At 62.0% G+C, this 26,056-nt stretch carries 22 protein-coding genes; 7 read left to right on the plus strand and 15 right to left on the minus strand.

The window, feature by feature from the left end; genetic code table 11:
- Positions 1-77: 77 nt before the first annotated feature.
- The 6 genes from aroQ to CLU92_RS16500 all read left to right on the plus strand — a co-directional run bounded on the left by aroQ (position 78) and on the right by CLU92_RS16500 (position 5,725).
- Positions 78-515, plus strand: a complete 438-nt coding sequence (aroQ, locus tag CLU92_RS16475) for a type II 3-dehydroquinate dehydratase (RefSeq protein WP_101482773.1) — start codon at positions 78-80, stop codon at positions 513-515.
- Positions 516-605: 90 nt separating this feature from the next.
- Entirely contained in the window at positions 606-1,070 is a 465-nt protein-coding gene (gene accB, locus CLU92_RS16480; RefSeq protein ID WP_101482774.1) for an acetyl-CoA carboxylase biotin carboxyl carrier protein, read from the plus strand.
- Between the two features lie 101 nt (positions 1,071-1,171).
- On the plus strand, positions 1,172-2,587 hold the full coding sequence (accC, locus tag CLU92_RS16485; RefSeq protein WP_101482775.1) for an acetyl-CoA carboxylase biotin carboxylase subunit: 1,416 nt from the start codon (positions 1,172-1,174) through the stop codon (positions 2,585-2,587).
- Complete coding sequence (prmA, locus tag CLU92_RS16490; protein ID WP_101482776.1) at positions 2,584-3,528, plus strand: 50S ribosomal protein L11 methyltransferase; 945 nt, start codon at positions 2,584-2,586, stop codon at positions 3,526-3,528. Before accC ends, prmA begins: the two co-directional genes overlap by 4 nt.
- Positions 3,529-3,536: 8 nt before the next feature.
- Entirely contained in the window at positions 3,537-4,775 is a 1,239-nt protein-coding gene (locus tag CLU92_RS16495) for a DUF3426 domain-containing protein (RefSeq protein ID WP_101482777.1), read from the plus strand.
- Positions 4,776-4,786: 11 nt separating this feature from the next.
- Positions 4,787-5,725: a carbohydrate kinase family protein gene (locus CLU92_RS16500; protein WP_101482778.1), complete on the plus strand. Its 939-nt coding sequence runs from the start codon at positions 4,787-4,789 to the stop codon at positions 5,723-5,725.
- A 108-nt stretch (positions 5,726-5,833) separates the two neighbouring features.
- Here the strand turns inward: CLU92_RS16500 and CLU92_RS16505 are convergent, their stop codons facing one another.
- The 8 genes from CLU92_RS16505 to CLU92_RS16540 form a co-directional block, all read right to left on the minus strand.
- A complete protein-coding gene (locus CLU92_RS16505; protein WP_243857934.1) occupies positions 5,834-6,367 on the minus strand; it encodes a YggT family protein in 534 nt (177 codons plus the stop codon).
- 83 nt (positions 6,368-6,450) lie between these two features.
- A complete protein-coding gene (locus tag CLU92_RS16510) occupies positions 6,451-7,689 on the minus strand; it encodes a transcriptional regulator (RefSeq protein WP_101482780.1) in 1,239 nt (412 codons plus the stop codon).
- Positions 7,690-8,471: 782 nt separating this feature from the next.
- Positions 8,472-9,623 carry a ribonucleotide-diphosphate reductase subunit beta gene (locus tag CLU92_RS16515; RefSeq protein ID WP_101482781.1) on the minus strand — a complete coding sequence of 384 codons (1,152 nt, stop codon included), beginning with the start codon at positions 9,621-9,623 and terminating at the stop codon, positions 8,472-8,474.
- 224 nt (positions 9,624-9,847) lie between these two features.
- Positions 9,848-12,802, minus strand: a complete 2,955-nt coding sequence (locus CLU92_RS16520; protein ID WP_101482782.1) for a ribonucleoside-diphosphate reductase subunit alpha — start codon at positions 12,800-12,802, stop codon at positions 9,848-9,850.
- Between the two features lie 382 nt (positions 12,803-13,184).
- The gene (gene ampD / locus CLU92_RS16525) at positions 13,185-13,796 is read right to left on the minus strand and encodes a 1,6-anhydro-N-acetylmuramyl-L-alanine amidase AmpD (protein ID WP_101482783.1); all 612 of its coding nucleotides are present in this window, start codon (positions 13,794-13,796) and stop codon (positions 13,185-13,187) included.
- Positions 13,796-14,863, minus strand: coding sequence for a sigma 54-interacting transcriptional regulator (locus tag CLU92_RS16530; protein WP_257561103.1), 1,068 nt, complete (start codon positions 14,861-14,863; stop codon positions 13,796-13,798). Before CLU92_RS16530 ends, ampD begins: the two co-directional genes overlap by 1 nt.
- Before the next feature lie 115 nt (positions 14,864-14,978).
- Positions 14,979-15,242 (minus strand): PP0621 family protein, encoded by a 264-nt coding sequence (locus tag CLU92_RS16535; RefSeq protein WP_099762142.1) that lies wholly within the window; start codon positions 15,240-15,242, stop codon positions 14,979-14,981.
- Positions 15,239-16,042, minus strand: a complete 804-nt coding sequence (locus CLU92_RS16540) for an inner membrane protein YpjD (protein ID WP_070218587.1) — start codon at positions 16,040-16,042, stop codon at positions 15,239-15,241. The genes CLU92_RS16535 and CLU92_RS16540 overlap by 4 nt, the downstream gene beginning before the upstream one ends.
- Before the next feature lie 327 nt (positions 16,043-16,369).
- On the opposite strand from CLU92_RS16540, the gene CLU92_RS16545 reads away from it, so the two are divergent.
- Entirely contained in the window at positions 16,370-16,909 is a 540-nt protein-coding gene (locus CLU92_RS16545; RefSeq protein WP_101482784.1) for a hypothetical protein, read from the plus strand.
- A 65-nt stretch (positions 16,910-16,974) separates the two neighbouring features.
- On the opposite strand, the gene CLU92_RS16550 is transcribed toward CLU92_RS16545, so the two are convergent.
- From CLU92_RS16550 to CLU92_RS16580, 7 genes are all read right to left on the minus strand, one after another.
- Positions 16,975-17,958: an ABC transporter substrate-binding protein gene (locus CLU92_RS16550; protein WP_373918177.1), complete on the minus strand. Its 984-nt coding sequence runs from the start codon at positions 17,956-17,958 to the stop codon at positions 16,975-16,977.
- A gap of 145 nt (positions 17,959-18,103) precedes the next feature.
- On the minus strand, positions 18,104-20,107 hold the full coding sequence (locus CLU92_RS16555) for a MacB family efflux pump subunit (RefSeq protein WP_101482785.1): 2,004 nt from the start codon (positions 20,105-20,107) through the stop codon (positions 18,104-18,106).
- Between the two features lie 5 nt (positions 20,108-20,112).
- Positions 20,113-21,300: an efflux RND transporter periplasmic adaptor subunit gene (locus CLU92_RS16560; protein WP_101482786.1), complete on the minus strand. Its 1,188-nt coding sequence runs from the start codon at positions 21,298-21,300 to the stop codon at positions 20,113-20,115.
- A gap of 91 nt (positions 21,301-21,391) precedes the next feature.
- Positions 21,392-21,733: a DUF3325 domain-containing protein gene (locus CLU92_RS16565; protein ID WP_101482787.1), complete on the minus strand. Its 342-nt coding sequence runs from the start codon at positions 21,731-21,733 to the stop codon at positions 21,392-21,394.
- The gene (locus CLU92_RS16570) at positions 21,730-23,433 is read right to left on the minus strand and encodes a PepSY domain-containing protein (protein WP_101482788.1); all 1,704 of its coding nucleotides are present in this window, start codon (positions 23,431-23,433) and stop codon (positions 21,730-21,732) included. Before CLU92_RS16570 ends, CLU92_RS16565 begins: the two co-directional genes overlap by 4 nt.
- Complete coding sequence (locus tag CLU92_RS16575) at positions 23,430-23,711, minus strand: hypothetical protein (protein WP_101482789.1); 282 nt, start codon at positions 23,709-23,711, stop codon at positions 23,430-23,432. Before CLU92_RS16575 ends, CLU92_RS16570 begins: the two co-directional genes overlap by 4 nt.
- A 110-nt stretch (positions 23,712-23,821) precedes the next feature.
- Positions 23,822-26,023, minus strand: coding sequence for a TonB-dependent siderophore receptor (locus CLU92_RS16580; RefSeq protein WP_218973464.1), 2,202 nt, complete (start codon positions 26,021-26,023; stop codon positions 23,822-23,824).
- Between the last annotated feature and the right edge of the window lie 33 nt (positions 26,024-26,056).

Consider the following 26,056-nt stretch of genomic DNA (forward strand, 5'->3'; position numbering starts at 1 on the left):
GAGCGTGCTTTTTTCTCTTGCCAATGCGTATCTTTGGCGGCAAAATGCGGAACTTTCGCTAAAACGGTCTTCCATACATGGCAAAAAACCTCCTTCTGCTCAACGGTCCCAACCTGAATTTGCTGGGAACGCGCGAGCCTGAGGTCTACGGCGCCAGCACCTTGGCCGATATCGAGCAGGCAGCAATGGCGCAAGCCATGGCGGCCGGTGCCGACCTGGTCTGCTTTCAAAGCAACCATGAAGGCGCGCTGATCGACCGCATCCATGCCGCGCGAGCGGAAGGGATCGATGCCATCGTCATCAATCCGGGCGGCCTGACACATACCAGTGTTGCCTTGCGCGATGCGCTGGCCGGGGTCGCCATTCCGTTCGTGGAAGTCCATATCTCGAATATTTATCAACGCGAAACGTTTCGACATCACTCATTTCTCAGCGCGATCGCGCAGGGGACGATCTGCGGGCTAGGTATCGATGGATATCGGCTTGCCATCGACTTCGCGCTTAAAAAACGTTAATCTACGCGATCTGCACGCATTTAGCGCGGCGATAGGTTCTGGACATCACCGCATCACTCATAAAACAAACTACATTCCTAGGGGTTTTACATGGATCTACGAAAACTCAAGACCTTGATCGACCTGGTCGCCGAATCGGATATCGCAGAGCTGGAAGTTACCGAAGGCGAAAGCAAGGTTCGCATCGTCAAATCGTCGGCCATGCCGCAAAACCAGATGGTCATGATGCAGCCGCAAGGCATGCAAGCCCACTACCAGCCCGCCGCGCCAGCCGCCGCTCCCGCTGCGGCAGCTGCCGTCGTGGTAGCAGCCGAGCCAACGGGCTATGTGGTCAAGTCGCCCATGGTTGGCACCTTCTACCGTTCCTCCGCTCCTGGCAGCGCCGCCTATGTTGAAGTGGGCGCTACCGTCAAGGAAGGTGATACCCTGTGCATCATCGAAGCGATGAAGCTTCTGAATGAAATCGACTCCGATAAAGCCGGTGTCGTGACCCAGATCCTGGTCGAAAACGGCCAGCCGGTCGAATTCGGTCAACCCTTGTTTGTGATCGGCTAAAACCCAGTCCACACGGCCGGCAACGGCCGTTTGCAGTTTTAGTCCCTCACACTTGTTGTTTCGCCGGCTCGCCGGCTCTCACAGACATACGCGAACCTACCATGTTTGAAAAAATCCTGATTGCCAACCGTGGTGAAATTGCCCTCCGTATTCAGCGCGCCTGCCGCGAAATGGGCATTAAAACGGTTGTAGTCCACTCCGAAGCCGACAAGGACGCGAAATACGTCAAGCTGGCCGACGAATCCGTTTGTATCGGCCCGGCACAGTCGTCCCTGAGCTACCTGAACATGCCCGCCATCATCAGCGCCGCTGAAGTGACGGATGCACAAGCAATTCACCCAGGCTATGGCTTCCTGTCGGAAAATGCCGACTTTGCCGAACGCGTCGAGAAATCGGGCTTCGTCTTCATCGGCCCCCGCTCCGAATCGATCCGTTTGATGGGCGACAAAGTGTCGGCCAAGCAAACCATGATCAAGGCTGGCGTACCCTGCGTCCCAGGCTCGGAAGGCGCGTTGCCCGATGATCCGAAAGCGATCGTGCAAATTGCCCGCAAGGTCGGCTACCCGGTCATCATCAAGGCTGCCGGCGGCGGTGGCGGACGCGGCATGCGCGTGGTACACACGGAAGCCGCCCTGATCAACGCCGTGGCGATGACCAAGACGGAAGCCGGCACGGCTTTCGGCAACCCTGAAGTGTATATGGAGAAGTACCTGGAAAATCCGCGCCACGTGGAAATCCAGATTCTTGCCGATGAACACAAGAATGCCGTCTGGCTGGGCGAGCGCGACTGCTCCATGCAGCGCCGCCACCAGAAAGTCATCGAAGAAGCACCAGCGCCGGGCATCCCGCGCAAACTCATCGAAAAAATTGGCGACCGTTGCGCCGAAGCCTGCCGCAAGATCGGCTACCGCGGCGCCGGCACGTTTGAATTCCTGTACGAAAACGGCGAGTTCTATTTCATTGAAATGAATACCCGCGTGCAAGTTGAACATCCGGTCACCGAGATGATCACCGGCATCGACATCGTACAAGAGCAGATCCGCATCGCCGCCGGCGAAAAATTGCGTTTCCGCCAACGCGACGTCTTGCTGTCGGGCCACGCCATCGAGTGCCGCATCAATGCCGAAGATCCATTCAAGTTCACGCCATCGCCAGGCAAGATCGTGTCCTGGCATGCGCCGGGCGGCCCCGGTATCCGCGTCGACTCGCACGCCTACGCCGGCTACTACGTGCCACCGCACTACGACTCGATGATCGGCAAAGTGATCGCTTACGGCGCCACGCGCGAGCAAGCGATCCGCCGCATGCAGATCGCCCTGTCCGAAATGGTGGTCGAAGGTATCAACACGAATATCGCCCTGCACCGCGAACTGATGATCGATGCGCGCTTCATCGAAGGCGGCACCAACATTCACTATCTGGAACAGAAACTGGCCGACATGCCGGACCTGGGCAAGAACCTGAATGGCGGCAGCCCCAGCATCGCCAAGAAATCCGAAATCAAGGCGGGCGCATGAGCTGGACGGAAATCGTCATCGAAATCGCCCGTGACAACGCCGAGGCCATGTCCGACGCGTTGATGGAAGCGGGCGCCCTGTCGGTATCGGTGGAAGACGCCGATGAAGGCACGGATGCCGAGCAGCCCCTGTTTGGCGAGCCAGGCATGGAACCGAAGGAAGCGGCGTGGGAACGCAGCCGCGTGGTGGCGCTGACCGACGTCGACGCCGACCAGGCCGCCATCGTGGCCGCCGCAGCCGAAGCTGTCGGCATGGCAACGGTACCGGTGTTTACCATGCGCCCCGTGGAAGAGCAGGACTGGGTGCGCCTGACCCAGTCGCAATTCGCACCGATTCACATCGGCAAGAATATCTGGGTCGTGCCCAGCTGGCACGAGGCACCGGATCCTGCTGGCCTGATCCTGGAACTGGACCCGGGCCTGGCTTTCGGCACGGGCAGCCATCCGACCACCCGCCTGTGCATGGAGTGGCTGGAAGCCAATCCCGCCCCTGGCAAGACCGTGCTCGACTACGGTTGCGGCTCCGGCATCCTGGCCATGGTGGCCAAGAAGCTGGGCGCGCAAACAGTGGTCGGCGTCGATATCGACCCGCAAGCGATCGAATCGGCTGGCGACAATGCCGAACGCAACCAGTGCGAGATCGAATATTTCTTGCCAGATACTTTTGCCACTTCGACACACGCCACGGCGAAATTTGACATCGTCGTTGCCAACATCCTGTCGAGCCCATTGAAGCTGATGGCGCCGATGCTGTCGGGCAGAGTCGCCGACGGCGGCGCCCTGATCCTGTCCGGCGTGCTGGCACGCCAGGCGGAAGAAGTCGCTGCTGCCTACGCACCGTTCATCCAGCTGGGTGTCTGGGCCGAGCAAGACGGCTGGGTAGCCCTGCATGGCCGCCTGGGCAGCACGCAAGCGCCTGCGCCCCGCGCGGAAGGTGCATAAGCACTGCAATGGCCCTCGCCACCAAATGCCCCCATTGCAACACGATATTTCGGGTCGCTGCTGACCAGTTGAAGTTACGTGGGGGCATCGTACGCTGTGGCACGTGCAGGGAAGTGTTTGACGGCAATGCCGCGCTGGTCGATCCAGCTGCCGCATCGCCGTTTTTAACGTCTGGCCCCGGCGCTGCCGCCCCGCTGTCGACCAGTTACCCTGCCGACAACAGCCTGCCGTCCGCCACGGACGACGAACCCATCTATTCTCTCGATTTCGACACCTCGTTCGACCCGTTCGGCATCTTGCCGGAAACGGCGCAGCTCAAGGAAGACGATGGCGAACACATCGAACTGGACCTCGACATCGGCCTGCCCGACGAGGCGCTGGCCGACGCACCTGTCGCCGCCCCTGTCATTGCACCGGTCGAACCGCCCGAAGCGCCGCTACCCCAGCCGATGGCGCCCTTCAAGCGCCGCCAGGTCGATGACGCACCCGCCTTCGCCACGTATTTGCGCGACAGCCGCCGCGAACCGAACCTGGAAGCGGGCCCGGCGCCAATATTGCCTGCGACCGAAAAAATCAGCCTGGACAAGCCATTGCCTGTCGCGCCTGCACCAACGCGTTTGGAACCGACCTTGGCCGACCACTCATTTGAAGCAATGCCCGCCCCTGGTGCGCCCGAGCCAGTGATGGAGGCCGAGGCCGGGAAAACGGCAGTGGTGCCGGCCGACGACGAACCGGCCTTTGTGATCCAGGGCCGGCGCCGCGAACAGAGCGGCAGGGCCTTGCGCGTGGCCATGGCCATCGGCTCGGTGGTGCTGCTGCTATTATTATTGCTGCAGGTGATGACCACCTTCCGCAATCCGCTGGCGGCGCAGTTTCCGCAGTGGAAGCCGACCCTGGTCGCGCTGTGCAAGCTCAGTGGCTGCCAGGTCGACTTGCCGGCGCAGATCGAGGCGCTGTCCATTGAACAGGGTGAATTGCAAACCCTCAGGGAACAAACCTTTTCCTACGTCTCGCTGCTGCGCAACCAGAGCCGCAGCGTGCAAGCCTGGCCCAGTATCGAACTGATACTCAACGATGCCAACGACAAGCCGCTCTTGCGCCGTGTGATCGCGCCGCGCGACTACCTGCCGGCCAATATCGACGTGAGCAAGGGTTTTGCGCCTCGCTCCGAACAAACCATCAAACTGTACTTTGCATTAGACCAGCTCACGGCGTCTGGCTACCATATCGCCATCTTTTACCCTTAACCGACACTATCATGACCAAAACATCGCTGATCTGCGGCTCGCTTGCCACCGACACCATCATGCAATTCCCTGGCCGCTTCGGCGAATCCCTGCTGGCCGACCAGTTGCACAAGGTGAATGTGTCCTTCCTCGTGCCCACCATGCGCACGGAGTTCGGCGGCTGTTCGGGCAACATCGCCTACAGCCTGAAAATGCTGGGCGGCGACCCGCGCATCGTCGGCGTCATGGGGCAAGATAGCGCCGCCTACCTGGAACGCCTGCAAAAGCTGGGCATTTCCACCGCCAATATCCTGATCAAGGCCGACAGCTATAACGCGCAGTGCTTCGTCACGGCCGATGCGGACAATAACCAAATCAATGCCTTCCACCCGGGTGCCATGTCGTTTGCACATGAAAACCCGATCGCCAATGCGGGCCCGGCCAAGGTTGCCATCATTTCGCCGGACGGCGACCTTGGCATGCTCAAGCACGCCGCCGACCTGGCCGAGCTGGGCATCCCCTTCATGTTCGACCCAGGTCAACAGCTGCCACGCTTCAATGGCGAACAGTTGATCGACTTCATCAACAAAGCCACGTATGTGTCGGCCAACGACTATGAAATGGAAATGTTGATGGAACGCACGGGCTTGACCCTGCCGGACATCGCCAGCCGCCTGGACGCGCTGATCGTCACGCGTGGCGAAAAAGGTTCGGAAATCTATACGGATGGCAAGCGCATCGACATTCCTGTCGTGGCCGCCAAGGAAGTGCTGGACCCGACCGGATGCGGCGACGCCTACCGTGCTGGCTTGCTGTTCGGCATCACCAATGACCTGGGCTGGGAAACCAGTGGCCGCCTGGCCAGCCTGCTGGGCGCCATCAAAATCGCCACGCAGGGCGCGCAAAACCATGTATTTACGCCAGCCGGTATCGCAGACCAGTTTGAAGCGGCGTTCGGCTACCGCTATTAATGAGCTGGGGTCAGATCCGCCGGGTCTGACCCCATATGCACGTCGGCTTGTGCCAAAGTGCTGATGTCGGGTTACGCTACGCTAACCCGACCTACGCCACCATCACCGTCATCGCAGCACGATAATCATTCCCACCAGCACTTGCGCGACCTGCAACAGAATCAGCGCCACCAGCAGGGACAAGTCCAGACTGCCGACCAGCGGCACGACCTTGCGGATCGGACGCAGCAGCGGCTCGTTCAGGGCCCGTACAAACGGTGCCAGCGGCGCATGCGGGTTGACCCAGCTAAAGATGGCTTCGATGATCAGCAAGGCCATGAAACCGTAGAGTATCCATTGCAGGAAGCGTTGTAGCGACTTGAGCAGCACCACTTCGACGGGAGCGCCGGAAATAAACAGGAGCGAGCTGGCCAGCAGCACGATCAGGAAGGCGCCGATCAGGCTGGCCCAGTCATACCCGCCCACGCCCGGCACCACGCGGCGCAGGGGGCGCACCAGCCAGTCGGACAATTGAAACGTGAATTGCGCCACCGATGAAGGGGGCCGCACGCGTACCGCCTGCATCCAGAAGCGCAGCAGCAGCACGCCGCCCAGCAAGGTGGCAATGGTATCAACGATCAATGTAAGGATAACGATCAGCACGACTAATTCTCCAAAAAAAAACCGCTGTGTGATTGAGTCACACAGCGGCGTGTTGCCTCATCCAGGCACCCGTATCGCAGGAATTACGATGGGCGAGTGCTGGTTGGGAATGGCCAGGCTGCAGCCGGTGCCAACACGGTTTTTGCTACAGGTGCGATAGGCGCCGATGGCTTGGCGACAGGCGCTGCCTTCTTCGGTGCGGCCTTCTTAGGCGCGGCCTTCTTGGCTGCTGGCTTGGCGGCCACGGCGGCTGGTGCCGCTGGCGCCGCTGCTGGCACTGCTGCCACGACTGGCGCTGCGGCTGGCTTGGCGGCAGGTTTCGCTGCTGCTTTCGCTGCCGGCTTGGCTGCTGGCTTGGCTGCAGCTTTCACTGCTGGCTTCGCTGCTACCTTGGCCGCTGGCTTGGCTGCCGGTTTCGCTGCGACCTTGGCGGCAGGTTTCGCTGCTACTTTGGCCGCCGGCTTGGCGGCCACTTTGGCGGCTGGCTTGGCGGCAACTTTTGCTACCGGCTTCGCTGCTACCTTGGCCGCTGGCTTGGCTGCAGCTTTTGCTGCTGGCTTCGCTGCTGCCTTGGCTGCTGGCTTGGCTGCAGCTTTTGCTGCTGGCTTCGCTGCTGCCTTGACCGCTGGCTTGGCTGCGGCTTTTGCTGCTGGCTTGGCTGCTGCCTTGGCGGCCGGTTTCGCTGCTGCCTTGGCGACGACTTTTTTCGCTGCTGGCTTGGCTGCCGCTTTGGCGGCCGGTTTCGCTGCTGCCTTGGCTGCAGGTTTCGCTGCTGCTTTTTTCACTGCGGGCTTGGCTGCTGCCTTGGCCGCTGGCTTGGCTGCTGCTTTTGCTGCTGGCTTCGCTGCTGCCTTGGCGACGACTTTTTTCGCTGCTGGCTTGGCTGCTGCCTTGGCTGCCGGTTTCGCGGCTGCCTTGGCTGCAGGTTTCGCCGCGGCTTTTTTCACTGCTGGCTTGGCTGCTGCCTTGGCGACAGGCTTGGCTGCGACTTTTGCTGCTGGCTTCGCGGCCGGTTTTGCTGCAGCTTTTTTCGCTACAGGCTTGGCTGCTGCCTTGGCTGCAGGTTTCGCTGCTGGCTTGGCTGCCGGTTTTGCTGCAGCCTTGGCCGCTGGCTTGGCTGCGGCTTTCGCTACTGGCTTGGCAGCCACTTTTGCTGCAGGCTTGGCTGCGGCTTTGGCGACGGGTTTGGCGGCTGGTTTCGCTGCTGCTTTGGCAGCTGGTTTAGCGGCAACCGTCTTCGCTGCGGCTGCCGGCTTCTTCGCGGCAGGAGCAGCCTTGGCGGCTGGTTTCTTTACTTCTGATTTCTTAGCGGCTGTTGCCATTTGTCTCTCCTTCATCTGAGATGAGAAATTTAAGCTACAAGATTTAAACCCGTCCGACCCACCACAGGGATAGGCCAGGCGAATTATTCATCGGCACAAACGGTCGTTTGCGCTAATGAATTCGGCACCAGCTGAACTGCTGCAACTCCTCACGTTTGCAGCACTTCAGCCATCGTCGGTGCCACCCTGCTTTATCTCGCAGCTGGTGGCAAAGTCTGAATTCGGTCATTCGTTTTCGATGCCGTGCGTTTTTTCGCTCCTCGCATCGCGCTCGCTACAACACCCAAGCGTCAAATAAAAAACCGCCATGCCTGAAAAAATTCGGGCACGGCGGCAGACGAAAACGGTGTGGTTTTGTGCATATCCGTGTAAATCTGTATCCCTGTTTTGCGAGGTTTTTTCGCTACCGCGCTGGTTAAAAAACCCCGCATTCTAACGCTCGCATTTGCAATCTCATAAAGTACACGAAAACCTTGTCAATGCGCAACCGGCACGACACGTTTTCGCCCGCTTTTTTGCACGTTACGCGTGCTATCGCACAATCGCGCGGCAAATGCCGCCACTAGCGTCTCCGGAAACGCTTTTTTACACCCGCGATGCGGCCGTTCGTGGCATCCGAAAAACCTGGCACAAGGCGCTTCACATTGCTGAATGATGCCCGCATTTTTCCGCCGTGACGGCGGTGCTTTTAACCTCGCGCGGCGGCCGCATTTTTCGCCGCCAGCACGCGAAAAAAAAGCGCCGTCACGATGACGGCGCTTTTGGCATTGGCAGGAAAACGCTTATTCCCAGTTCAGCGCACCACCGGTCTGGTACTCGGTCACGCGCGTTTCGAAGAAGTTGCGTTCCTTCTTCATATCGATCATTTCGCTCATCCACGGGAACGGGTTTTCTTCCTGCGCGAACAGCGGCTCGATGCCGATCTGCTGCGCGCGGCGATTGGCGATGAAGCGCAGATAGCCCTTGAACATCGGCGCGTTCAGACCCAGCACGCCGCGCGGCATGGTGTCTTCCGCATACGCATATTCCAGCTCCACGGCCTTCATGAACAGCACTTTGATCTCTTCGCGGAATTCGGCCGTCCACAGCTGCGGGTTTTCCATCTTGATCGTGTTGATCAAGTCGATGCCGAAGTTGCAGTGCATCGATTCGTCGCGCAGGATGTACTGGTACTGCTCGGCAGCGCCCATCATCTTGTTCTGACGGCCCAGCGCCAGGATTTGCGTGAAGCCCACGTAGAAGAACAGGCCTTCCATCAGGCAAGCGAAGACGATCAGGGATTTCAGCAGCTTCTGGTCGTTTTCCACCGTGCCGGTGACAAACGCAGGATCGGTCAGCGTGTTGATGAACGGGATCAGGAATTCATCCTTGTCGCGGATCGACTTGACTTCGTTGTAGGCGTTGAAGATCTCGCCTTCATCCAGGCCCAGCGACTCGACGATGTACTGGTAGGCGTGCGTATGGATCGCTTCCTCGAACGCCTGGCGCAGCAGGTACTGGCGGCATTCCGGCGCCGTGATGTGGCGATAGGTGCCCAGCACGATGTTGTTGGCGGCCAGCGAGTCGGCCGTCACGAAGAAGCCCAGGTTGCGCTTGACCAGGCGACGCTCGTCGTCCGTCAGGCCGTTCGGGTTCTTCCACAGCTCGATATCGCGCTGCATGTTCACTTCCTGCGGCATCCAGTGGTTGGCGCAACCGGCCAGGTATTTGTCCCACGCCCACTTGTACTTGAACGGCACCAGCTGGTTGACGTCCGTCTTGCCGTTGATGATGCGCTTGTCGTCGGCATTCACGCGGCGCGCCACTTGCTCGGCGTTCGCTTCGGACGGCTCGGCACCGGCCGGCAGGTTCAATTCGGTATTCCCCAATGGCGCTTGCTGCGCCGGACGCGGCACAGCTGCCGACGTGGTTTCATCATCCCATGACAACGACATAATCTTCTTCCTTTCCATGCCGGCAAGCCGGCGATCCGCAACAGGTCCGTTGTATCGGACAATGCGGACATTAACAACATTGAATCAGCCCGACCGTGCCGGGCTGACAACTTTAAACTTTTTAAAAACCGTCGCGAGCAAGCCCGATATCGGGTCGAGTAGCGGAGCCGTACTTTAGTACGGTGAGCAACACAGAACCCGAGAGGGGGCTGCGCAGCAGGTTTTTACTGGCAAGCTTCGCATTCTTCGAAACCGTCATCACCCGGACGCAGGTAGCAGGCTTCGCCATCGGCGTCGTCCGCTGCCGCAGCCACCACGGGTGCCACCACGGCGGCAGCGGCTGCCGCCACGACCGCTGCCTGGGCGCTCTGCGCGCTGGCCGACATGCCGCCATCGACGGCCACGGCGTTCAGGGCACCCGTCTTGGAGGTCGATTTCTCCATGTGGGTAGCGGCGATGGTACGCAGGTAGTAGGTGGTTTTCAGGCCACGCAGCCATGCCAGCTTGTAGGTCTCGTCCAGTTTCTTGCCCGATGCGCCAGCCATGTAGATGTTCAGCGACTGAGCCTGGTCGATCCACTTCTGGCGACGCGAAGCCGCTTCCACCAGCCAGCTTGGCGACACTTCAAAGGCGGTGGCGTAGATGTCACGCAGGTCTTGCGGGATGCGGTCGATCTTCACCAGCGAACCGTCGAAGTACTTCAAGTCGGAGATCATGACTTCATCCCACAGGTCGCGCGCCTTCAGGTCGCGCACCAGGTAGCCGTTGATCTCGGTGAATTCGCCCGACAGGTTCGATTTCACATACAGGTTCTGGAACGTCGGCTCGATACAGGCCGACACGCCGATGATGTTCGAAATCGTCGCCGTCGGGGCGATTGCCACGCAGTTCGAGTTGCGCATGCCGAACTTGGCGATGCGTTCGCGCACCGGGGTCCAGTCCATGGCCGACGAGGAATCGACTTCCAGGTAGCCGCCGCGTTCTTCGGCCAGCAGTTTCACCGAGTCTTGCGGCAGGATGCCACGGTCCCACAGCGAACCGGCGTAGGATTCATAGCGGCCGCGCTCTTCGGCCAGTTCCGTCGACGCCAGGTAGGCGTAGTAGCAGACCGCTTCCATCGAGGTGTCGGCAAACGATACCGCAGCGTCCGAGGCGAACGGGATGCGCATCATGTGCAGGCAATCCTGGAAGCCCATCACGCCCATGCCGACCGGACGATGGCGCATGTTCGAATTGCGCGCCTTTTCGACGGCGTAGTAATTGATGTCGATGACGTTGTCGAGCATGCGCATGGCGGTGCGGATGGTCTTGGCCAGCTTGACGTGATCGAGCTTGCCTTCCTTCATGTGCGCCGGCATGTTCACTGAACCGAGGTTGCAGACGGCGATTTCGTCAGGGCCCGTGTTCAGCGTGATTTCGGTGCACAGGTTCGAGCTGTGGACGACGCCGACATGCGACTGCGGGCTGCGGATGTTGCAAGGATCCTTGAACGTGATCCATGGGTGGCCCGTTTCAAACAGCATCGACAGCATCTTGCGCCACAGGTCCAGCGCCTGGACCTTCTTGAACGAGCGGATTTCGCCGGCGGCGGCCTTGGCTTCGTAGCCCAGATAAGCCTTTTCAAAGGCTTTGCCGACCAGGTCGTGCAAGTCTGGCGTTTCGGATGGCGAGAACAGGGTCCACTCGCCTTTTTCCATGACGCGCTTCATGAACATGTCGGGAATCCAGTTCGCCGTGTTCATGTCATGCGTGCGGCGGCGGTCGTCGCCCGTGTTCTTGCGCAGGTCGAGGAATTCCTCGATGTCCATGTGCCAGGTTTCCAGGTAAGCGCAGACGGCGCCCTTGCGCTTGCCGCCCTGGTTGACTGCCACGGCCGTGTCGTTGACCACTTTCAGGAATGGCACCACGCCTTGCGACTTGCCGTTGGTGCCCTTGATATGGGCGCCCAGGGCGCGCACTGGCGTCCAGTCGTTACCCAGGCCGCCAGCGTACTTGGCCAGCAGCGCGTTGTCCTTGATGGCGTCGTAGATGCCTTCCAGGTCGTCCGAGACGGTGCTCAGGTAGCACGACGACAGCTGCGAGCGCAGGGTGCCCGAGTTGAACAGGGTCGGGGTCGAGCTCATGAAGTCGAACGAGGACAGCAGGCTGTAGAACTCGATGGCGCGTGCTTCGCGGTCCGCTTCGTTCAGCGACAGGCCCATGGCCACGCGCATGTAGAACGCTTGCGGCATTTCGATGCGCACGTCCTGGATGTGCAGGAAGTAGCGGTCATACAGGGTTTGCAGGCCGATGTAGCCGAATTGCAAGTCGCGATCGGCAACGATGGCCTTGGCCAGGCGTTCCAGGTCGAAACTGGCAAGTACCGGGTTCAGCAGGTCATTGGCGATGCCCTTGGCGATATATTGCGGGAAATACGTCAGGTACTCGGCAGCAGCGGCCGCTTGCGGCACTTCCTTGCCGAACACTTCCTTGCGCACCGTGTGCAGCAGGATGCGGGCCGTGACCTGGCTGTAGGCCGGATCTTTTTCCATCAGCGCGCGCGCCGCCAGGATGGCAGACTTGTGCAGCTCTTCGACGGGCACGCCGTCGTACAGGTTCTTCACCGTTTCAGCCAGGATGGCGTCGGCATCGACGTGTTTTTCCAGGCCGGCGCAAGCGGCGTTGATCAGGTCGCGCACTTCCTGCATGTCCAGCAAGCGGCGCACGCCGTTATCAAGCACGTTCAGCTGGGGCGCTGCGACTTGCGCGGAGGCGCCTTGCGCCTCCTTCTGCAAACGGCGCTCTTCCATGTGCTTGGCACGGTACAGCACGTAGGCACGCGCCACGTCGTGCTCGCCCGAACGCATCAGCGACAGTTCCACCTGGTCTTGCACGTCTTCGATATGGAAGGTGCCGCCACCCGGATGGCGGCGCACCAGCGCGGCGACGACGCCGTCGGTCAGTTGTTCCACCAGTTCGCGGATGCGTGCCGAAGCGGCGCCCTGGCCGCCGTTAACGGCCAAAAATGCCTTGGTCATGGCGATGGCGATCTTCGAAGGCTCAAATGCCACCACCGCGCCGTTGCGGCGGATGATGCGATAGTCGCCCAATGCCGCGCCCGTGCTCGCCACGCTATTGGCCGCGCCTGGCGCTGGCGATACTGGCGTTGAATGGATTGAAATATCTTGTGGTGATTGCATTGAAGCTCCCGTTGTCAGCTAAAGTCAGCCTGCAGTTTTGCTGCCGCGTGTGTTGTTGAATAGAACGCCCGATGGTCAGGGTTTCTCCAGGTATTTGTTGCTAAATAGTAAATAATATACAGCCAGAAATCATACGGCCAACCTGTACAGCCGGGCTGGCGCGAAACACGATCAAGGGTGATGAAACGCCAGTTCCCGTTGCTATATCAACAAACAGGGTAGCTTTGGTAATAATTCTGAAAACGTCTGTGATGGCACTACATATAGTCTTTAAATCCAAGTTGTGCACTAATTGTAGTGCCCATCGAAAGGCGATGCAATAGTTTTCCGGCATCCTCCAGCGTAATTTTTTGTATTTTCATATACGATTTCGGTTGACTTTTCAGGGCATGGATGGAAAGCCCAATGCCCGCGTAGTAAGCGCTAACGCAGCTTGCCCGCGCACAGTTTCCAGCCAGCATTCTTGATAAAAATGCCAGTCAAAAAACGGCCCCGGATCCGTCTTCCTCCCCGGCGCAACATGCTCGTGGCCGCGCACCTGGGACAGCCCGTAGCGCGCCACCAGTGCCGCCGTCAGCGCCGCCAGGACATGGTATTGCCGCTGCTGGAAGGGCACATCGTCCGCGCCTTCCATTTCGATACCGATGGAATAGCCATTGCAGTGCGGGCGTCCTTCGAACATGGACACGCCGGCATGCCAGGCACGTTGATCAGTAGAAACATATTGCAACAGCGCACCATCGCGCCGCACAAAAAAGTGCGCCGACACCTGCAAGCCACGCAGGTCGGCGAAAGAAGGATCGGCATTATAGTCTACCCGGCCGGTAAACAAGTCCGACACATGCGGTCCGCCAAAGTGGCCTCCCGGCAAGCTGATGTTATGGATCACCAGCAAGTCGACTTGCGCACCGTCCGGGCGCGCATCCTGGTACGGCGAGTCATAGCGCCGCGCGCCGTCGCACCAGCCGTCTTCATCTATCGTCCATACTGTCATCAAGGTAGCGGTTCCTGTATCGTCAATTTCTGCATGCGGTAGCGTAACTGGCGCACGCTGAGTCCCAGCTGGCGCGCCGCCCGTGCGCGGTGATAGCGCGCCTGCACCAGCGCCTGCATGATCATGTCACGCTCGGCCTGGCGCAAATACATGTCCAGCGGCAAGGCCGGGGCAAGGCCGGACAGCGCCATGCCGGGCAGGCACAGTTGCCGCTCCGGCACTGCCGATGACTGCGCCGCCCGCTGCCCGGTGACGCCCGCCGCCGACGGCAAGCCCAGCCCGTCGAGCGCGATCACGCCGCCATCGGCAAAAGCCAGTGCCCGTTCCAGCACGTTTTCCAGTTCGCGCACATTGCCGGGAAACGCATACGCGGCCAGGGCCGCCAGCACCGGCGGCGCCAGGCTCACGGCCTGGCCCGGTGCCAGACGCGCCAGGATTACCTCACATAATACCTGCAGATCGCCGCACCGCTCACGCAGCGGCGGCAGCGCCAGTTCGATGACATTGAGGCGGTAAAACAGATCCTGGCGAAACGTGCCGGCATCCACGCCGCGCGCCAAGCCATGCTGGCTGGCGCACAAAATGCGTACGTCGATGGCCTCGTCCGTACTACCGCCCAGCTTGCGCACGCGGCGCTCCTGCAGGACGCGCAACAGCTTTACCTGCATGGCCAGCGGCAGATCGTCGACTTCATCGAGCAGCAAACTGCCGCCATGGGCCGCCTGGAACAATCCTTCACGCTCGTGCAGCGCGCCCGTATAGGCGCCCTGGCGGCAGCCGAAGAATTCAGCCTCCATCAACGCTTCGGGAATCGCGCCGCAGTTGACGGCAATAAAAGGGAAGCTGGCGCGCGCACCCTGCGCATGGATGGCGCGCGCCGCCAGTTCCTTGCCCGTGCCCGATTCGCCCCGGATGGCCACCGGCGCGCCACTGCGAGCGATGCGGCCAATCTGCGCGCGCAGCGCCTGCATGGGCAGGGAGTTGCCGCTCAATTGCGGCGCGGGCGGCATGCGGCCAGCCCCCAGCTTGCCGGTGGCGGTCAAGGAATGCGGGCTGAGACTGGACATAGGAGAACGCGCCTCTCTGCAGGGACGGTGGCGAACCGCTTCGCTGCAGATGCTACGCCGGACGGATGCCGGGGGACGTTACGATACGGATGAGCAACGCGGCGCTAGCCTGTCCTTACAGCGTGGCGTGCGCGTGGCTGCAGTAATCGTGGCCCTTGGCCTGCACGTTTTCGGAGGCCGGGTAGTACACACCGCAATGGGCGCAACACAGCATCAGCTCCGCATCCGGCAATTCCTGTGGCCGGCCCGGCGGCGCAAATGGATTCGGCTGCTGTTGCTGTTGCTGCGCGCGGGCCCGTTGCTGCATGCCCCGGATCTTGCTGCGGATGGCAAACAGCACCAGGAACACCAGCGCCAGCCAGAATAAAACACGTGTCATGCGAATCCTCGGTGTAAAACCACTTCCAGTACAAAACGGCTGCCGACATAGGCCAGCAGCAAGGTGGCGAAACCGGCCAGTGTAAAACTCAGGGCCGTCTTGCCGCGCCAGCCGCGAAAGCGGCGGCCTGCCAGCAGGGCGGCAAACAACAGCCACGACAGCATGGTAAACACGGATTTATGATCCCAGTTGAGCGCCTTGCCAAATAATTGCTCGGAAAACACGATGCCCGACAGCACGGTCAGGCTCAGCAGGATGAAGCCCAGGCCGATCATGCGGAACAGCAGCTTTTCCATGGTCAGCAGGGCTGGCAGCTGGTCCAGCGCGCTGCCGATGAAGCCGCGGCTTTCGCTGCGCGTATGCAAGCGCGATTCCTGCAGCGCCATGAGCACGGCGTGAAAGGCGGCAATCGTCAAGGTGCTGTAGGCCAGCACGGCCACGGCAATATGCCAGCCGAAGACGGCAGACTTGCCCTCCATGCTGACCTGGCTGCCAGGAAAGGCCCAGGCCAGGCCGATGGCGATGACGGCGCTGGGCATGACCATGCGGCGCAGTCCATCCAGGCTGAAATTGCGGTTCTCTATCCAGTAGGCGCCCACCGATACCCACAGCGCGGCCGACAGCATGGCGGAGAAACCGAAACGCAAGGTGCCAGGCGCCATCAGGTCGAACCACAGGGTGGCGGCATGCGCCAGCCAGGCGACGCCGGTCAGGCCGGCAATGAGTCGGGCACGGGATGAGGGAAGCACCGCGCACGCCGCGTACAACAGGGCGGCGATGAAAAAGAAATAGATCTGCATAGTTTAAGTTTACACCATAGCCGACAAGCGCGATTCAAGCGACAGCCCGGGTGACAGGCATTCCGCCGCCAGCCAATGCTGCAAGCCTGCCATGATATCGCGCCTGAGGCGCAACGGGGTAGCGCACCCTCAAGATTTCGACAATCTTTCCTGCTGCGCACTGCCGTAGCGCGGCGGCCACATTGCCATCCTGTTGGGCCAGTCCTATAATTATGTCCATAAAGCAATATTCATCCACCCTTACGCCCTCCCTCCCTCGCCATGTCTTTTCGAAAATTTTCCTGGACCTGCCTCCTGCTGGCCGCCTGCACTGTATTAAGCGGTTGCATGAAAGATGCGCCGTCCCAATCCACGTACGAGGAATATTTCCGTACCTCGATTCAAAGCTATGACCTGTACAAGGACTACTTCGAGATCGCGAAACTGGAAAAGCTCAATGGCTGGAAAGAGAACGAACAGTACGAAATCAAGGGCTCGGCCATCCTGCGCGCCAAGGTGGGCTACCTGGAACTGCTGGCCGACGTGGTCGACAAGCTCGAGACGCAGGCGAAGACCGATGGTTCCGTGGGCATGACCATGGGTCTGGGCCTGATGGCGCGCGGCATGAGCGGCGAAAACAAGGTTTTCCGCGACTTCTGGGCGCAGCAGCAGGAAAAGAAAGCGATTCCCGCGCCGCTGCTGGCCCGCCAGGCGGCGATGACGGCCGAGCGCTTCGACAACCTGCTGCAATGGTCGGACCAGATCGTGCAAGACAATTACGGCGCGATCATCAACCGCCAGCTCAAGAAAGGCGATGAACTGACGCGCATCTATACGCTGAGCTTCCGGCAGACGGAAAAAGGCTGGATGGGCTTTAACGCCCGCTAAGGGCGCTGCACAAAAAAACCTCCGGACCATCGCTGGCGCGGAGGTTTTTTGATGGTTTTACTGATTTACTTCACATTCAAGCTCTTTTTCGCCTGCTCCAGCAAGTCCGTCTTGACCCAGTCCTTGGCCACGGGCGGCTTCGTCATGCGGCCCACGCCCGTTTTCACCATGACATCGGTGGTCACCTGGATATGCTCGGGCGAGATATCGTACGAATATGGCGAGTTGCTGATCGCGTCGTCGAAGTCATCCTTCGTGATCTGGCCGCGGAACACGACTTCGCGCACATACTTTTCCGCCGTCGCCTTATTGTCGATAAAGGTTTTCGTCGCTTCGACGAAGCAGCGCATGAATTTCTCCGCCACGGGGCGGCGTTCCTTGTAGAACTTTTCCGTCATCACCATGGTGCGCACGGGCTCGCCGATCGGCGTGTCGTACGGTTTGATGACTTCGGTGCCAAAGCCCTTGTTGATCGCCTGCGACGATTGCGGTTCCGACTGCATCATGGCATCGATATTCTTGCCCATCAGTGCCTGGTTCAGGTCGGCGTAAGCAAGGAACACCAGTTGCACATCCTTGCCCTTGGTTTCGGAATACGTCAGGCCCGCTTGCGACAGCTCGGCCAGCAGCAGCACTTCCTGAATGCCGCCGCGCGTCACGCCCACGCGCTTGCCCTTCAAATCCTTGACGCTGGCGATCTTTTGTCCCATGCCCCCCACCAGGCGCGCACCGCCCTTGGCAAAGCCGGCCACCACATAGATGGGCGCGCCGCCGGCGCGGCCGGAAATGGCAGCTTCGGACGCCGTCGCACCCACGTCCAGCTCGCCCGCGATAATCGCCTGCATCACATCGAGGCCCTTGGCGAAGATATGCTCTTCGACCTTGATGCCACACTTGGGCGCGATTTCCTTGATGTACGACACGGCGCCGTAATGGGCAAACTTCAAATTACCCAGGCGCACGACTTCCTGCGCCTGGGCCGACCCCACGCTGAACGCCAGCATGAGGGCGGCGGCAATACCGGTCGTCAAGGTTGATTTTTTCTGCATCGGGTTCTCCTGTGGTGGTTGGTATGTGCCCGCAAGGGCATAAAACGCGAAACACTGCTTCTTATTATGAGGAGATAGTACCGCGTGTTGGAACCAGGGCAACATTTTTTTGCCGGCAGCCACGCTGCCGGCCTCGTTGGCATACCTACTGTCCGGCCAGCGCCACCACCGGATCGAGTCCCGACGCCTTGCGTGCCGGCATGAAGCCAAACATCAGCCCCGTCACCACGGCGCAGGCAAACGCGCCGGCGATGGCGCTCAGCGAAAAGATCACCGGCACGTCCCATACCAGCAGCAAGCCGGCCACCGTCACGCCGACCACGATACCGGCCACGCCGCCCACCACCGACACCAGCACGGCTTCGGTAAGGAACTGGCGCAGGATATCGCGCCGGCGCGCGCCCGTCGCCATGCGGATGCCGATTTCGCGCGTGCGCTCGCGCACCGTCATCAGCATCACATTCATGACGCCGATGCCGCCCACCACCAGGGAGACGGCCGCGATCAGGCTGAGCATCATGGTCATGTTGTCCTGCGTCCTGGCTTCGGCGGCGATCGACGCGGCCGCGTTGCTGATGCCATAGTCGCGGATGCGGTGGCGCTCGAACATGGTGGCGTCGACTGCCGCCTCCACCTCGGTCACGCGCTTGACGTCGCTTACCGCCATCACCGTGTACGTCGGCTCGCGCTGGCCGAAGACGCGGATGCCGGCCGTGGAAAACGGCAGCAGCAGCACGTCGTCTTCATCCTTCTCGCCCGTCAGCGCGCCCTTCGCGCTCATCACGCCGATCACCTGGAACGGCACGTTGCCGATCAGGATGCTCTGCCCCACGGGATTGGGCACGTCGGGCATCAGCTTTTCGGCCAGGTGCGCGCCCAGCACGGCCACGGTGGCCATCTCGCGCTCGTCTTCCTCGGTAAAGAAGCCGCCCTTGGCCACCGGCCAGGTCTGGATCTGCGGCAGGGCCGGCCCCGTGCCGCGCACATAGGTCTGCACGTCGAGGTTGCCGTGGCGTATCACCTTGTTGCCGGTGACATTCGGCAGCACGTGGGAAATACCCGGCACATCTTTCAGCGCATCGAGGTCGGCCAGGGTAATGCTGCGCCCGGGGATGCGCGAGCTTTCGCCGCGCGACGCCATGTACAGCAGATTCGAGCCGAAGGCGCCCAGCTGCGCCATCACCTGCTGGCGCGTGCCAAGGCCGATGGCCAGCATGACGATCACGGAAGCGACGCCGATGACGATGCCCAGCAGGGTCAAGCCCGTGCGGAAGCGGTTGATCCACAGCACACGCCAGGCGGCGCGCGCCGCGTCGAGCAATTCCGTGCCCAGCGACGCGCCCGTATCGTGGGCGGCGCGCGACATGTCCAGCGGCGGCAGGGCCGTCGACGTGGCGGGGATGGCGACGGCGCCCGAGTCCGCGATGATTTCGCCATCGCTGATCTCGATCACGCGGCGCGCCTGGGCCGCCACCTTGCGGTCATGCGTAATCAGAATGATGGTGTGGCCCGCGTCGGCCAGTTCGCCCAGCAGCGCCATGACTTCGGCGCCGCTGCTGCTGTCGAGCGCTCCCGTCGGTTCATCGGCGAGGATGATGCGCCCGCCATTCATCAGGGCGCGCGCGATCGACACGCGCTGTTGCTGCCCGCCCGACAATTGATTCGGCCGGTGATCGAGCCGCTCACCGAGGCCCAGGCGCTTGAGCAGCGCTTCCGAGCGGGCGTGGCGGGCGGCGGCCGGCATGCCCGCGTACAGGGCCGGCACTTCCACGTTTTCGCGCGCCGACTCGGTGGCGATCAAATGGTAGCCCTGGAAGACGAAGCCGAAAGCTTCGCGTCGCAACCACGCCAGTTCATCAGGATTCAGGCCGGCCACGTCCTGGCCGGCGAAGCGGTAGGTGCCGTCGCTGGGACGGTCTAGGCACCCGAGCAAATGCATCAGAGTCGATTTGCCGGAACCGGACGCCCCCACGATGGCGACGAATTCGCCGGCGCCGATAGTCAAGGTCAGGCCGCGCAGCACTTCCACGGCCGGCGCGCCGTCATGGCCGCCGTAGCGCTTGCGGATACCCTGCAAGGAAATCAAAGGCGTCAAGGGCGACGGCTGGTCCGGCTGCCCGGCTTGCCCCAGCGACGCGGCCTCGCTCATGGCACTCATAACTGGAACCTGCTGGCGCCGCTGCTGGCCGGCTGCTCGCCCGTGACCAGCAATTCGCCTTCGCGCAAGCCTTGCAGCACTTCCGCGCTAAGGCGGTTGCGCACGCCCACGGTGACGGAGCGCGTATTGACCTTGCCGTCCGCATCCATCACACGGGCCGTGAACTGCCCCGGCTTGGCGCCTTCCTCGGTCGATGGTTTCAGCGCCGGCAAGGGCACGGCCAGCACATTCTTCGCCGCGGCCGTGACAAACACCACTTGCGCCGTCATCTGCGGCATCAGTTCGCCATCGGCGTTATCCACGTCGAACAGCACTGTATACAGGATCACCTTGCTGGTCGACGGCGCCAGGGCCGTGCCAGCGGCGGAACCACCGGGCACCGGCGGGGCCGGCAGCACTTGCCGCACCTTGCCGCTCCAGCGCCGCTGGTCGCCGCCCAGGGTGGTGAAGTACACGGGCATATCCGGGCGCACGCGACGCACGTCCGCTTCCGACACTTCCGTCCATACCGTCATGGCCGACAAATCAGCAATGCGCAGGATGTTCGGCGTCTGGTACGTGGCGTTCAGGGTTTGCCCTTCTTTCGCGTCCAGGCCCACGACCTTGCCGGCCATCGGCGCGTAGATGCGCGTATAGCCGAGGCGCGCCTCGTCCGCCTTCAGGCTGGCCTGGGTCTGGTCGATCTGCGCCTTCAGGTGGTCGATCTTGGCACCGGCCGAGGCCAGGGTGGCTTCGGCCGTTTCCAGGTCGGCCAAAGGCGTCGAGTCGAACTTGGCCATCTGCTTCTGGCGCACGTGCTGCTGGCCTGCCAGGCGGTGCTGCGCCTGCTGGTCGGCCAGCTGCGCGCGCAATCCCGCCAGGGCGGCGCGACCCGCGTCGACCGTGGCTTGCTGCACGCTGGGGTCGATCTCGGCCAGCAACTGGCCTTTTTCCACGGCGCTGCCAGGCTGCACGTGCAGGCGCGTGATCTGGCCCGACACCTGCGCGCCCACGTCGACATAGGTTTGCGGCTGCAGGGTGCCGATGGCCGTCACGCTGGCCTCGATATTGCCGCGCTTGACGGGCGCCGTGTCGAACACGGTTGCAGGGCCCCGCGTGGCCCACAGTGCACCGGCGCCCAACAGCGCCAGCAAGACCGCACCGCCCAGGATGCGGGCGCGGCGGGAAGGCAGGCGGGCCGCCATCAGGAAGCCGCCTTCAATACATTAAAAAAATCAAACGGTGTCGCCTGGCGTGAAAAGTACATCGGTCTATCCTTGAAAATGGCGGTGAACATCACCGCAGGAACGTTACAAGACCTGCCAGCGCGGCGACGGCTGCCAGCAGGGAACTACGCAACAGCAATCGGGGGGCATACGGTAGCAGCAGGGCCACCGGCAGCGCTCCCGCGCCGATGAATCCCAGCCAGGCGACGACGCCGACGGTGGCGCTCCAGCCGGCCACGCAAGGCCAGATGGCCAGCGCCAGCAACAGCGCGCCGGCCAGTTGCAGCGCGCGCCGCACGTTCGGCGCCGCGTCCCTGCCCCAGACCTGGCCATGATGGCGGTCCATCGCCAGCGAGAGGCTGGCCATGCCCGCATACGACAGGCCCAGCGCACACAGGATGGTATTGATCATGACTGTCCTTCCGTAGTGACTTGCAGGCTGGCCGATGGTGCCGGGCCTTCCTTGGCCGCAGCCTTCCTGGCCGGTTTTTCCTTGCGCGTGTGGACTTTCCACGCGCCCCATCCAGCCAGCAGGCCGAAGGCCATGCTGCCCAGTTCCACGCCCGCGCTTTCCCAGTCGCCGCGCACGACCTGCGCCACCAGGTTGTCGCCCGTGCTCAGTACATTCAGGACGGGCAGCAGCAGGCACAGGGCGGCCAGCAGGCACAGTTGCTCGATCCACGCGCGCTTTTCCGCGCGCAGGCAGGCGTGCACCAGCATCAGGAACCAGACGCCGAAGAAGGCGCGCACTTCCCAGCCGGCGCGGTGCTCGAGGCCGACGGGGATCAGGCGGTTGGCCCACAGGAAGCCCACGCAGGCGATGGACAGGCCGGCAATCGCCGCTACGTTCAGGCATGCGATGACGCGGTACACGCGCTGCGTGTAGGCGCCGAACTCGCCGCCGGCCTTCTGGCGCCGCTTGACCAGGAACAGGATGGCGCCCGTGCCCATCATGGCCGTGCCGGCCAGGCCGCAGAAGAAGTACAGCCAGCGCATCGGCGTGCCGCCGAAACCGACCATATGCAGGTTCGACATGACGGAGCGCGTCAAGCCGGCGCCGCCCGTGTCCGACTTGCCCGGCAGGCGTACGGCGACCTGTTCGCCCGTGGCCAACGCATAGCAGGCCCTGCCCGTATTGGCACTGAGGCGCATGAGCAATTCCGTATCTTCATTCCAGCCATACATGCAGACGCGCATGGAGGCATCGTTCGGATTGTCCAGCACCACGGCGCGGATTTCCTGGCCGATGGCCTGCTCGGCGCGCAGCGCGAACGATTCCAGCGCGGGAATGGCCAGCGGCTGGCCAATGCGCTCAGGCTTGCCCGCATCGTTCCAGTCGGCCAGGAAGGCCTTCTTGGGATTGTCCATGCCGTATTGCGCCACCACGGGGGCCGGCACATAGTCATCGCTGAAAAATGCCAGGCCTGTGTAGGCGATCATGAACTGGAACGGCAACGTCAGCACGGCCACCGCGTTGTGCGCGTCGAGCCACGAACGCTGGCCCTTGGCCGGGCGGAAGGTAAAGAAATCCTTGAAGATGCGCTTGTGCGTGATGACGCCGCTCACCAGCGCCACCAGCATGATCATGGTGGTGATGGCGACGATCCATACGCCGATGCGTCCCGCGTGCAGCTCGTAGTGAAAATCGACGAAATGGTGGCCGCCGATGGTTTCCCGTTCCGTTGCCTCGCGCGCATGCTCGATGACGGCGCCCGTCAGCGGATCGAGGTCCGCCGAGCCATAGCCACCGCTGGGCTGGAACCAGTAGGCGGACAGGCCGTGGCCGGGACGCTGCACGGGCCAGATTTCCCACATGTCCGCCTTCGGATGCTCCTTCGCCATGAAGTCGAGCGCCAGTTCCAGGCGGTGCGCGCGGTCCGTGACCTTGGGCAGCGGCGGATCGTTTGCGTGCGCCGCCTCTTCCAGGGCGTGTTCAGGCGTCATCCAGTGGCCGATCGGGTCGTCGAAGACGGCCAGGGTGCCGGTCAGGAAAATGGCGAACAGCAGCCAGGAAATCCACAGGCCGCTCCAGGTATGCAGCCAGGCCATGGCCTGGCGCAAGCCGCCCTGCTGTGGCGTCTTGAGCACTTTATCTACCTTGACGGCGTTCATGCGGCACCTCGCGACAGCAGCATGCCCATGCCGCCGCAGACGATGGCCGGCAGCAGCATGCCTAGCCAGGCGCGGCGCAGGTCTTGCACGGCAAAGACCCAGATCACGGCGCAGGTATACACAACAAAGGCGCTCAAGGTGGCCGTCAGCACAGCTTCGGCGCGCGACAGCGGCAGCACGGCAGACAGCAGCACGGCTACGCCGGACGTGAGGGCATAGCCGCCAAAGACGGCGGCAAGCACGCGCGAGAACAACATCATGTTGGCCGATTTCATCATCGCGGCGCTCCCTGCGGCATACGCGGCTTCACGCCATCGCGGGCCAGATTCAACTGCACATCCATAAGCCATGCATCCTTCATCAAGATAGATCATTCAAAAGTGATTATTTACAGTTTGTAGTTCAAGGTCAGCATCAGGTTGCGCGGCGCCCCCGCCAGATTGCCGAAGACATCGGAGTAGATGCTCTGGTAATAATGCTTGTCGAGCGCATTGTTCACGTTCAGGCGCAACTCGGCGCGGCTGTCGATCTGCCACGCTGCGTTCAGGCCCAGGATCGCGTAGCGGCCCTGGCGCAGATGGTAGGTGCCGTCGCTCGACTCGGTCGCGCCCTGCCCGTACACCGAGGCGCCGATGCGCCAGCCCTGCGCCGCGCCGGACAGGCGGTAGCTGGTGGCCAGCTTGAGCTGCTGGCGCGGATAGCGGCTGTTGAAATCCTTGCCGATGTTGGCCGGATCGCTGTCGCGCGTAAATTGCGCCTTCACATAAGTAAAACCGGCCGACAGCTGCCAGTCGGGCGTCAGCGCGCCCGCCACGTCCAGCTCCACGCCTTCGCTACGCACTTCGCCCGACGCGCGCTGGCAATAGCCCCAGGTACTGCCCGGGCAAGGATTCGGGCCAGCCAGGTCGTCCACGCCCCGGTTTTGCTGGCGGATCTGGAACACGGCCGCGCTGGCATTGAGCGCGCCGCCAAAGTATTCGCCTTTCACGCCCGCTTCATAGTTGGTGCCGCTGATCGGCTTCAAGGGTTGCGCATAGACGTCGGTGGCTGCCTGCGGCTGGAAGATCTCGGTCCAGCTGGCGTAAACGGAATGCTGCTTGTCGAGGTCATACACAACACCGGCGTAGGGCGTGAATTCGCGCGCCACCGAGTAGCCGGCGTCGTCCTTGTACCAGCTCACACGCCCGCCCAGCACCAGCGACAACGGATCGGCCAGGCGCAGGCGCGTACCCGCATACACACCGCTTTGCTCGGTAACGCTGGCCGTGCCCCACTGCGCATAGTTGATGACGGGGTGCGCCACGCTGCCCGCATCCCAGTGGTATGGGTCGATCACCGGCGCGGCCGCGCCCCAGCTGTACGGCGCCCAGCCGCCATAGCTGTTTTTCGACGAACGGCGGTGGCTGGCGCCGACGGTCAGCTCGTGCTGGCGGCCAAACAGGCTGTAACTGCCGCTGGCATAGGCGTCGTAGCTGGTGTTCGCCAACTCGGCGCGGTAGCTTTGCGAATTGAAGCGCAAGGTGTCGCCGCGGCGGTTGATGCCGGAAAAGGTCGTGTCAATCTCGGGCGTCTTGCGCGTGGCTGCCAGCTTGGCCTTCCAGCCGTTGCCGAAGCGGTGCTCCAGTTCGGCGAAGAGGGTCTTGTCCGTCTGGCGCCAGTCATCGAAGTCGGTACCCAGATAAGTCGAGCGGGGCAAATTCAAAAAGCTGCCATCGGCAGCCGTCACCACGCCCGTGGTAACGCCGTCGTTATCGGTCTTGCGGTAGTGGGCGCCCACGGTCAATGTCGTGTCGGGGCGTAAATCAGCCTCGATGATGCCGTACAGCTGGTGATTGCGGCCATGCAGCACGTCGACAAAATCCTGCTTGTCCTGCAGCGTCACGACGATGCGCCCGCGCAGGGTCTTCGCTGCGTTGAGCGCATTGGCCGCATCGGCTTCCAGGCGGTAGTTGCTCCAGCTGCCGATGCTGGCCGAAAACGACGCTTGCGGCGTGGCCGTCGGGCGCTTGCGCACCATATTGATGGCTGCGCTGGGCGTGCCGCTGCCCGTCATCAAGCCCGTGGCGCCGCGCACCACTTCGATGCGGTCATAGATGGCCAGGTCGTCATTATCGCCATTGAAAGTGCCATTCGCGCCCAGGCTGGTGGGCAAGCCATCGAACAGGATGTTATCCACGGGAAATCCCCGAGCGCTGAAACTGCCCGAATCACCCGTAAAGTTGCCTTTTTGCGTGACCAGGCCCGTGATCGACTGGACAGCGTCGTCCAGGGTCGTGATGCCCAGGTCATCGATCTGCTGGCGCGTCAGCACGCTGACCGACTGCGGCGTCTCGCGCAGCGACAGATTCAGTTTGGTTGCCGTATTGCTCACGCCCGTCGTATAGGAACCGCTGCCTTCCGTTGTCGCATCGCGCCCTGCCGTGACGGACACGCCGAGCATGGTTTGCTCGGTGGCGGGAGCAGCAGGCGTGGCCTGCTGCGCCAGCGCCGGCAGGCTGGCGGCCAGGCACAAGGCGGCCGCCGCTTGCGCCAGCGGGCGCAGTGCGGAGTGAGACGATGGCAAACTGACAAAATGCAAAGCGTACGACATGAAAATTCCTGATGGTGGCGTCATGAGACGGTG

Origin of the sequence: Janthinobacterium sp. 61, from assembly GCF_002846335.1 — a bacterium.
In the GTDB taxonomy this organism is placed as follows: Bacteria; Pseudomonadota; Gammaproteobacteria; order Burkholderiales; family Burkholderiaceae_D; genus Janthinobacterium.

Excerpts from the sequence above, each read along its gene's own strand:
- aroQ (WP_101482773.1), top strand. The coding sequence starts at position 78 with ATGGCAAAAAACCTCCTTCTGCTCAACGGTCCCAACCTGAATTTGCTG.
- accB (WP_101482774.1), top strand. The coding sequence starts at position 606 with ATGGATCTACGAAAACTCAAGACCTTGATCGACCTGGTCGCCGAATCG.
- accC (WP_101482775.1), top strand. The coding sequence starts at position 1,172 with ATGTTTGAAAAAATCCTGATTGCCAACCGTGGTGAAATTGCCCTCCGT.
- prmA (WP_101482776.1), top strand. The coding sequence starts at position 2,584 with ATGAGCTGGACGGAAATCGTCATCGAAATCGCCCGTGACAACGCCGAG.
- CLU92_RS16495 (WP_101482777.1), top strand. The coding sequence starts at position 3,537 with ATGGCCCTCGCCACCAAATGCCCCCATTGCAACACGATATTTCGGGTC.
- CLU92_RS16500 (WP_101482778.1), top strand. The coding sequence starts at position 4,787 with ATGACCAAAACATCGCTGATCTGCGGCTCGCTTGCCACCGACACCATC.
- CLU92_RS16510 (WP_101482780.1), bottom strand. The coding sequence starts at position 7,689 with ATGGCAACAGCCGCTAAGAAATCAGAAGTAAAGAAACCAGCCGCCAAG.
- CLU92_RS16515 (WP_101482781.1), bottom strand. The coding sequence starts at position 9,623 with ATGTCGTTGTCATGGGATGATGAAACCACGTCGGCAGCTGTGCCGCGT.
- CLU92_RS16520 (WP_101482782.1), bottom strand. The coding sequence starts at position 12,802 with ATGCAATCACCACAAGATATTTCAATCCATTCAACGCCAGTATCGCCA.
- ampD (WP_101482783.1), bottom strand. The coding sequence starts at position 13,796 with ATGACAGTATGGACGATAGATGAAGACGGCTGGTGCGACGGCGCGCGG.
- CLU92_RS16530 (WP_257561103.1), bottom strand. The coding sequence starts at position 14,863 with ATGTCCAGTCTCAGCCCGCATTCCTTGACCGCCACCGGCAAGCTGGGG.
- CLU92_RS16535 (WP_099762142.1), bottom strand. The coding sequence starts at position 15,242 with ATGACACGTGTTTTATTCTGGCTGGCGCTGGTGTTCCTGGTGCTGTTT.
- CLU92_RS16540 (WP_070218587.1), bottom strand. The coding sequence starts at position 16,042 with ATGCAGATCTATTTCTTTTTCATCGCCGCCCTGTTGTACGCGGCGTGC.
- CLU92_RS16545 (WP_101482784.1), top strand. The coding sequence starts at position 16,370 with ATGAAAGATGCGCCGTCCCAATCCACGTACGAGGAATATTTCCGTACC.
- CLU92_RS16550 (WP_373918177.1), bottom strand. The coding sequence starts at position 17,958 with ATGCAGAAAAAATCAACCTTGACGACCGGTATTGCCGCCGCCCTCATG.
- CLU92_RS16555 (WP_101482785.1), bottom strand. The coding sequence starts at position 20,107 with ATGAGCGAGGCCGCGTCGCTGGGGCAAGCCGGGCAGCCGGACCAGCCG.
- CLU92_RS16560 (WP_101482786.1), bottom strand. The coding sequence starts at position 21,300 with ATGGCGGCCCGCCTGCCTTCCCGCCGCGCCCGCATCCTGGGCGGTGCG.
- CLU92_RS16565 (WP_101482787.1), bottom strand. The coding sequence starts at position 21,733 with ATGATCAATACCATCCTGTGTGCGCTGGGCCTGTCGTATGCGGGCATG.
- CLU92_RS16570 (WP_101482788.1), bottom strand. The coding sequence starts at position 23,433 with ATGAACGCCGTCAAGGTAGATAAAGTGCTCAAGACGCCACAGCAGGGC.
- CLU92_RS16575 (WP_101482789.1), bottom strand. The coding sequence starts at position 23,711 with ATGATGAAATCGGCCAACATGATGTTGTTCTCGCGCGTGCTTGCCGCC.
- CLU92_RS16580 (WP_218973464.1), bottom strand. The coding sequence starts at position 26,023 with ATGTCGTACGCTTTGCATTTTGTCAGTTTGCCATCGTCTCACTCCGCA.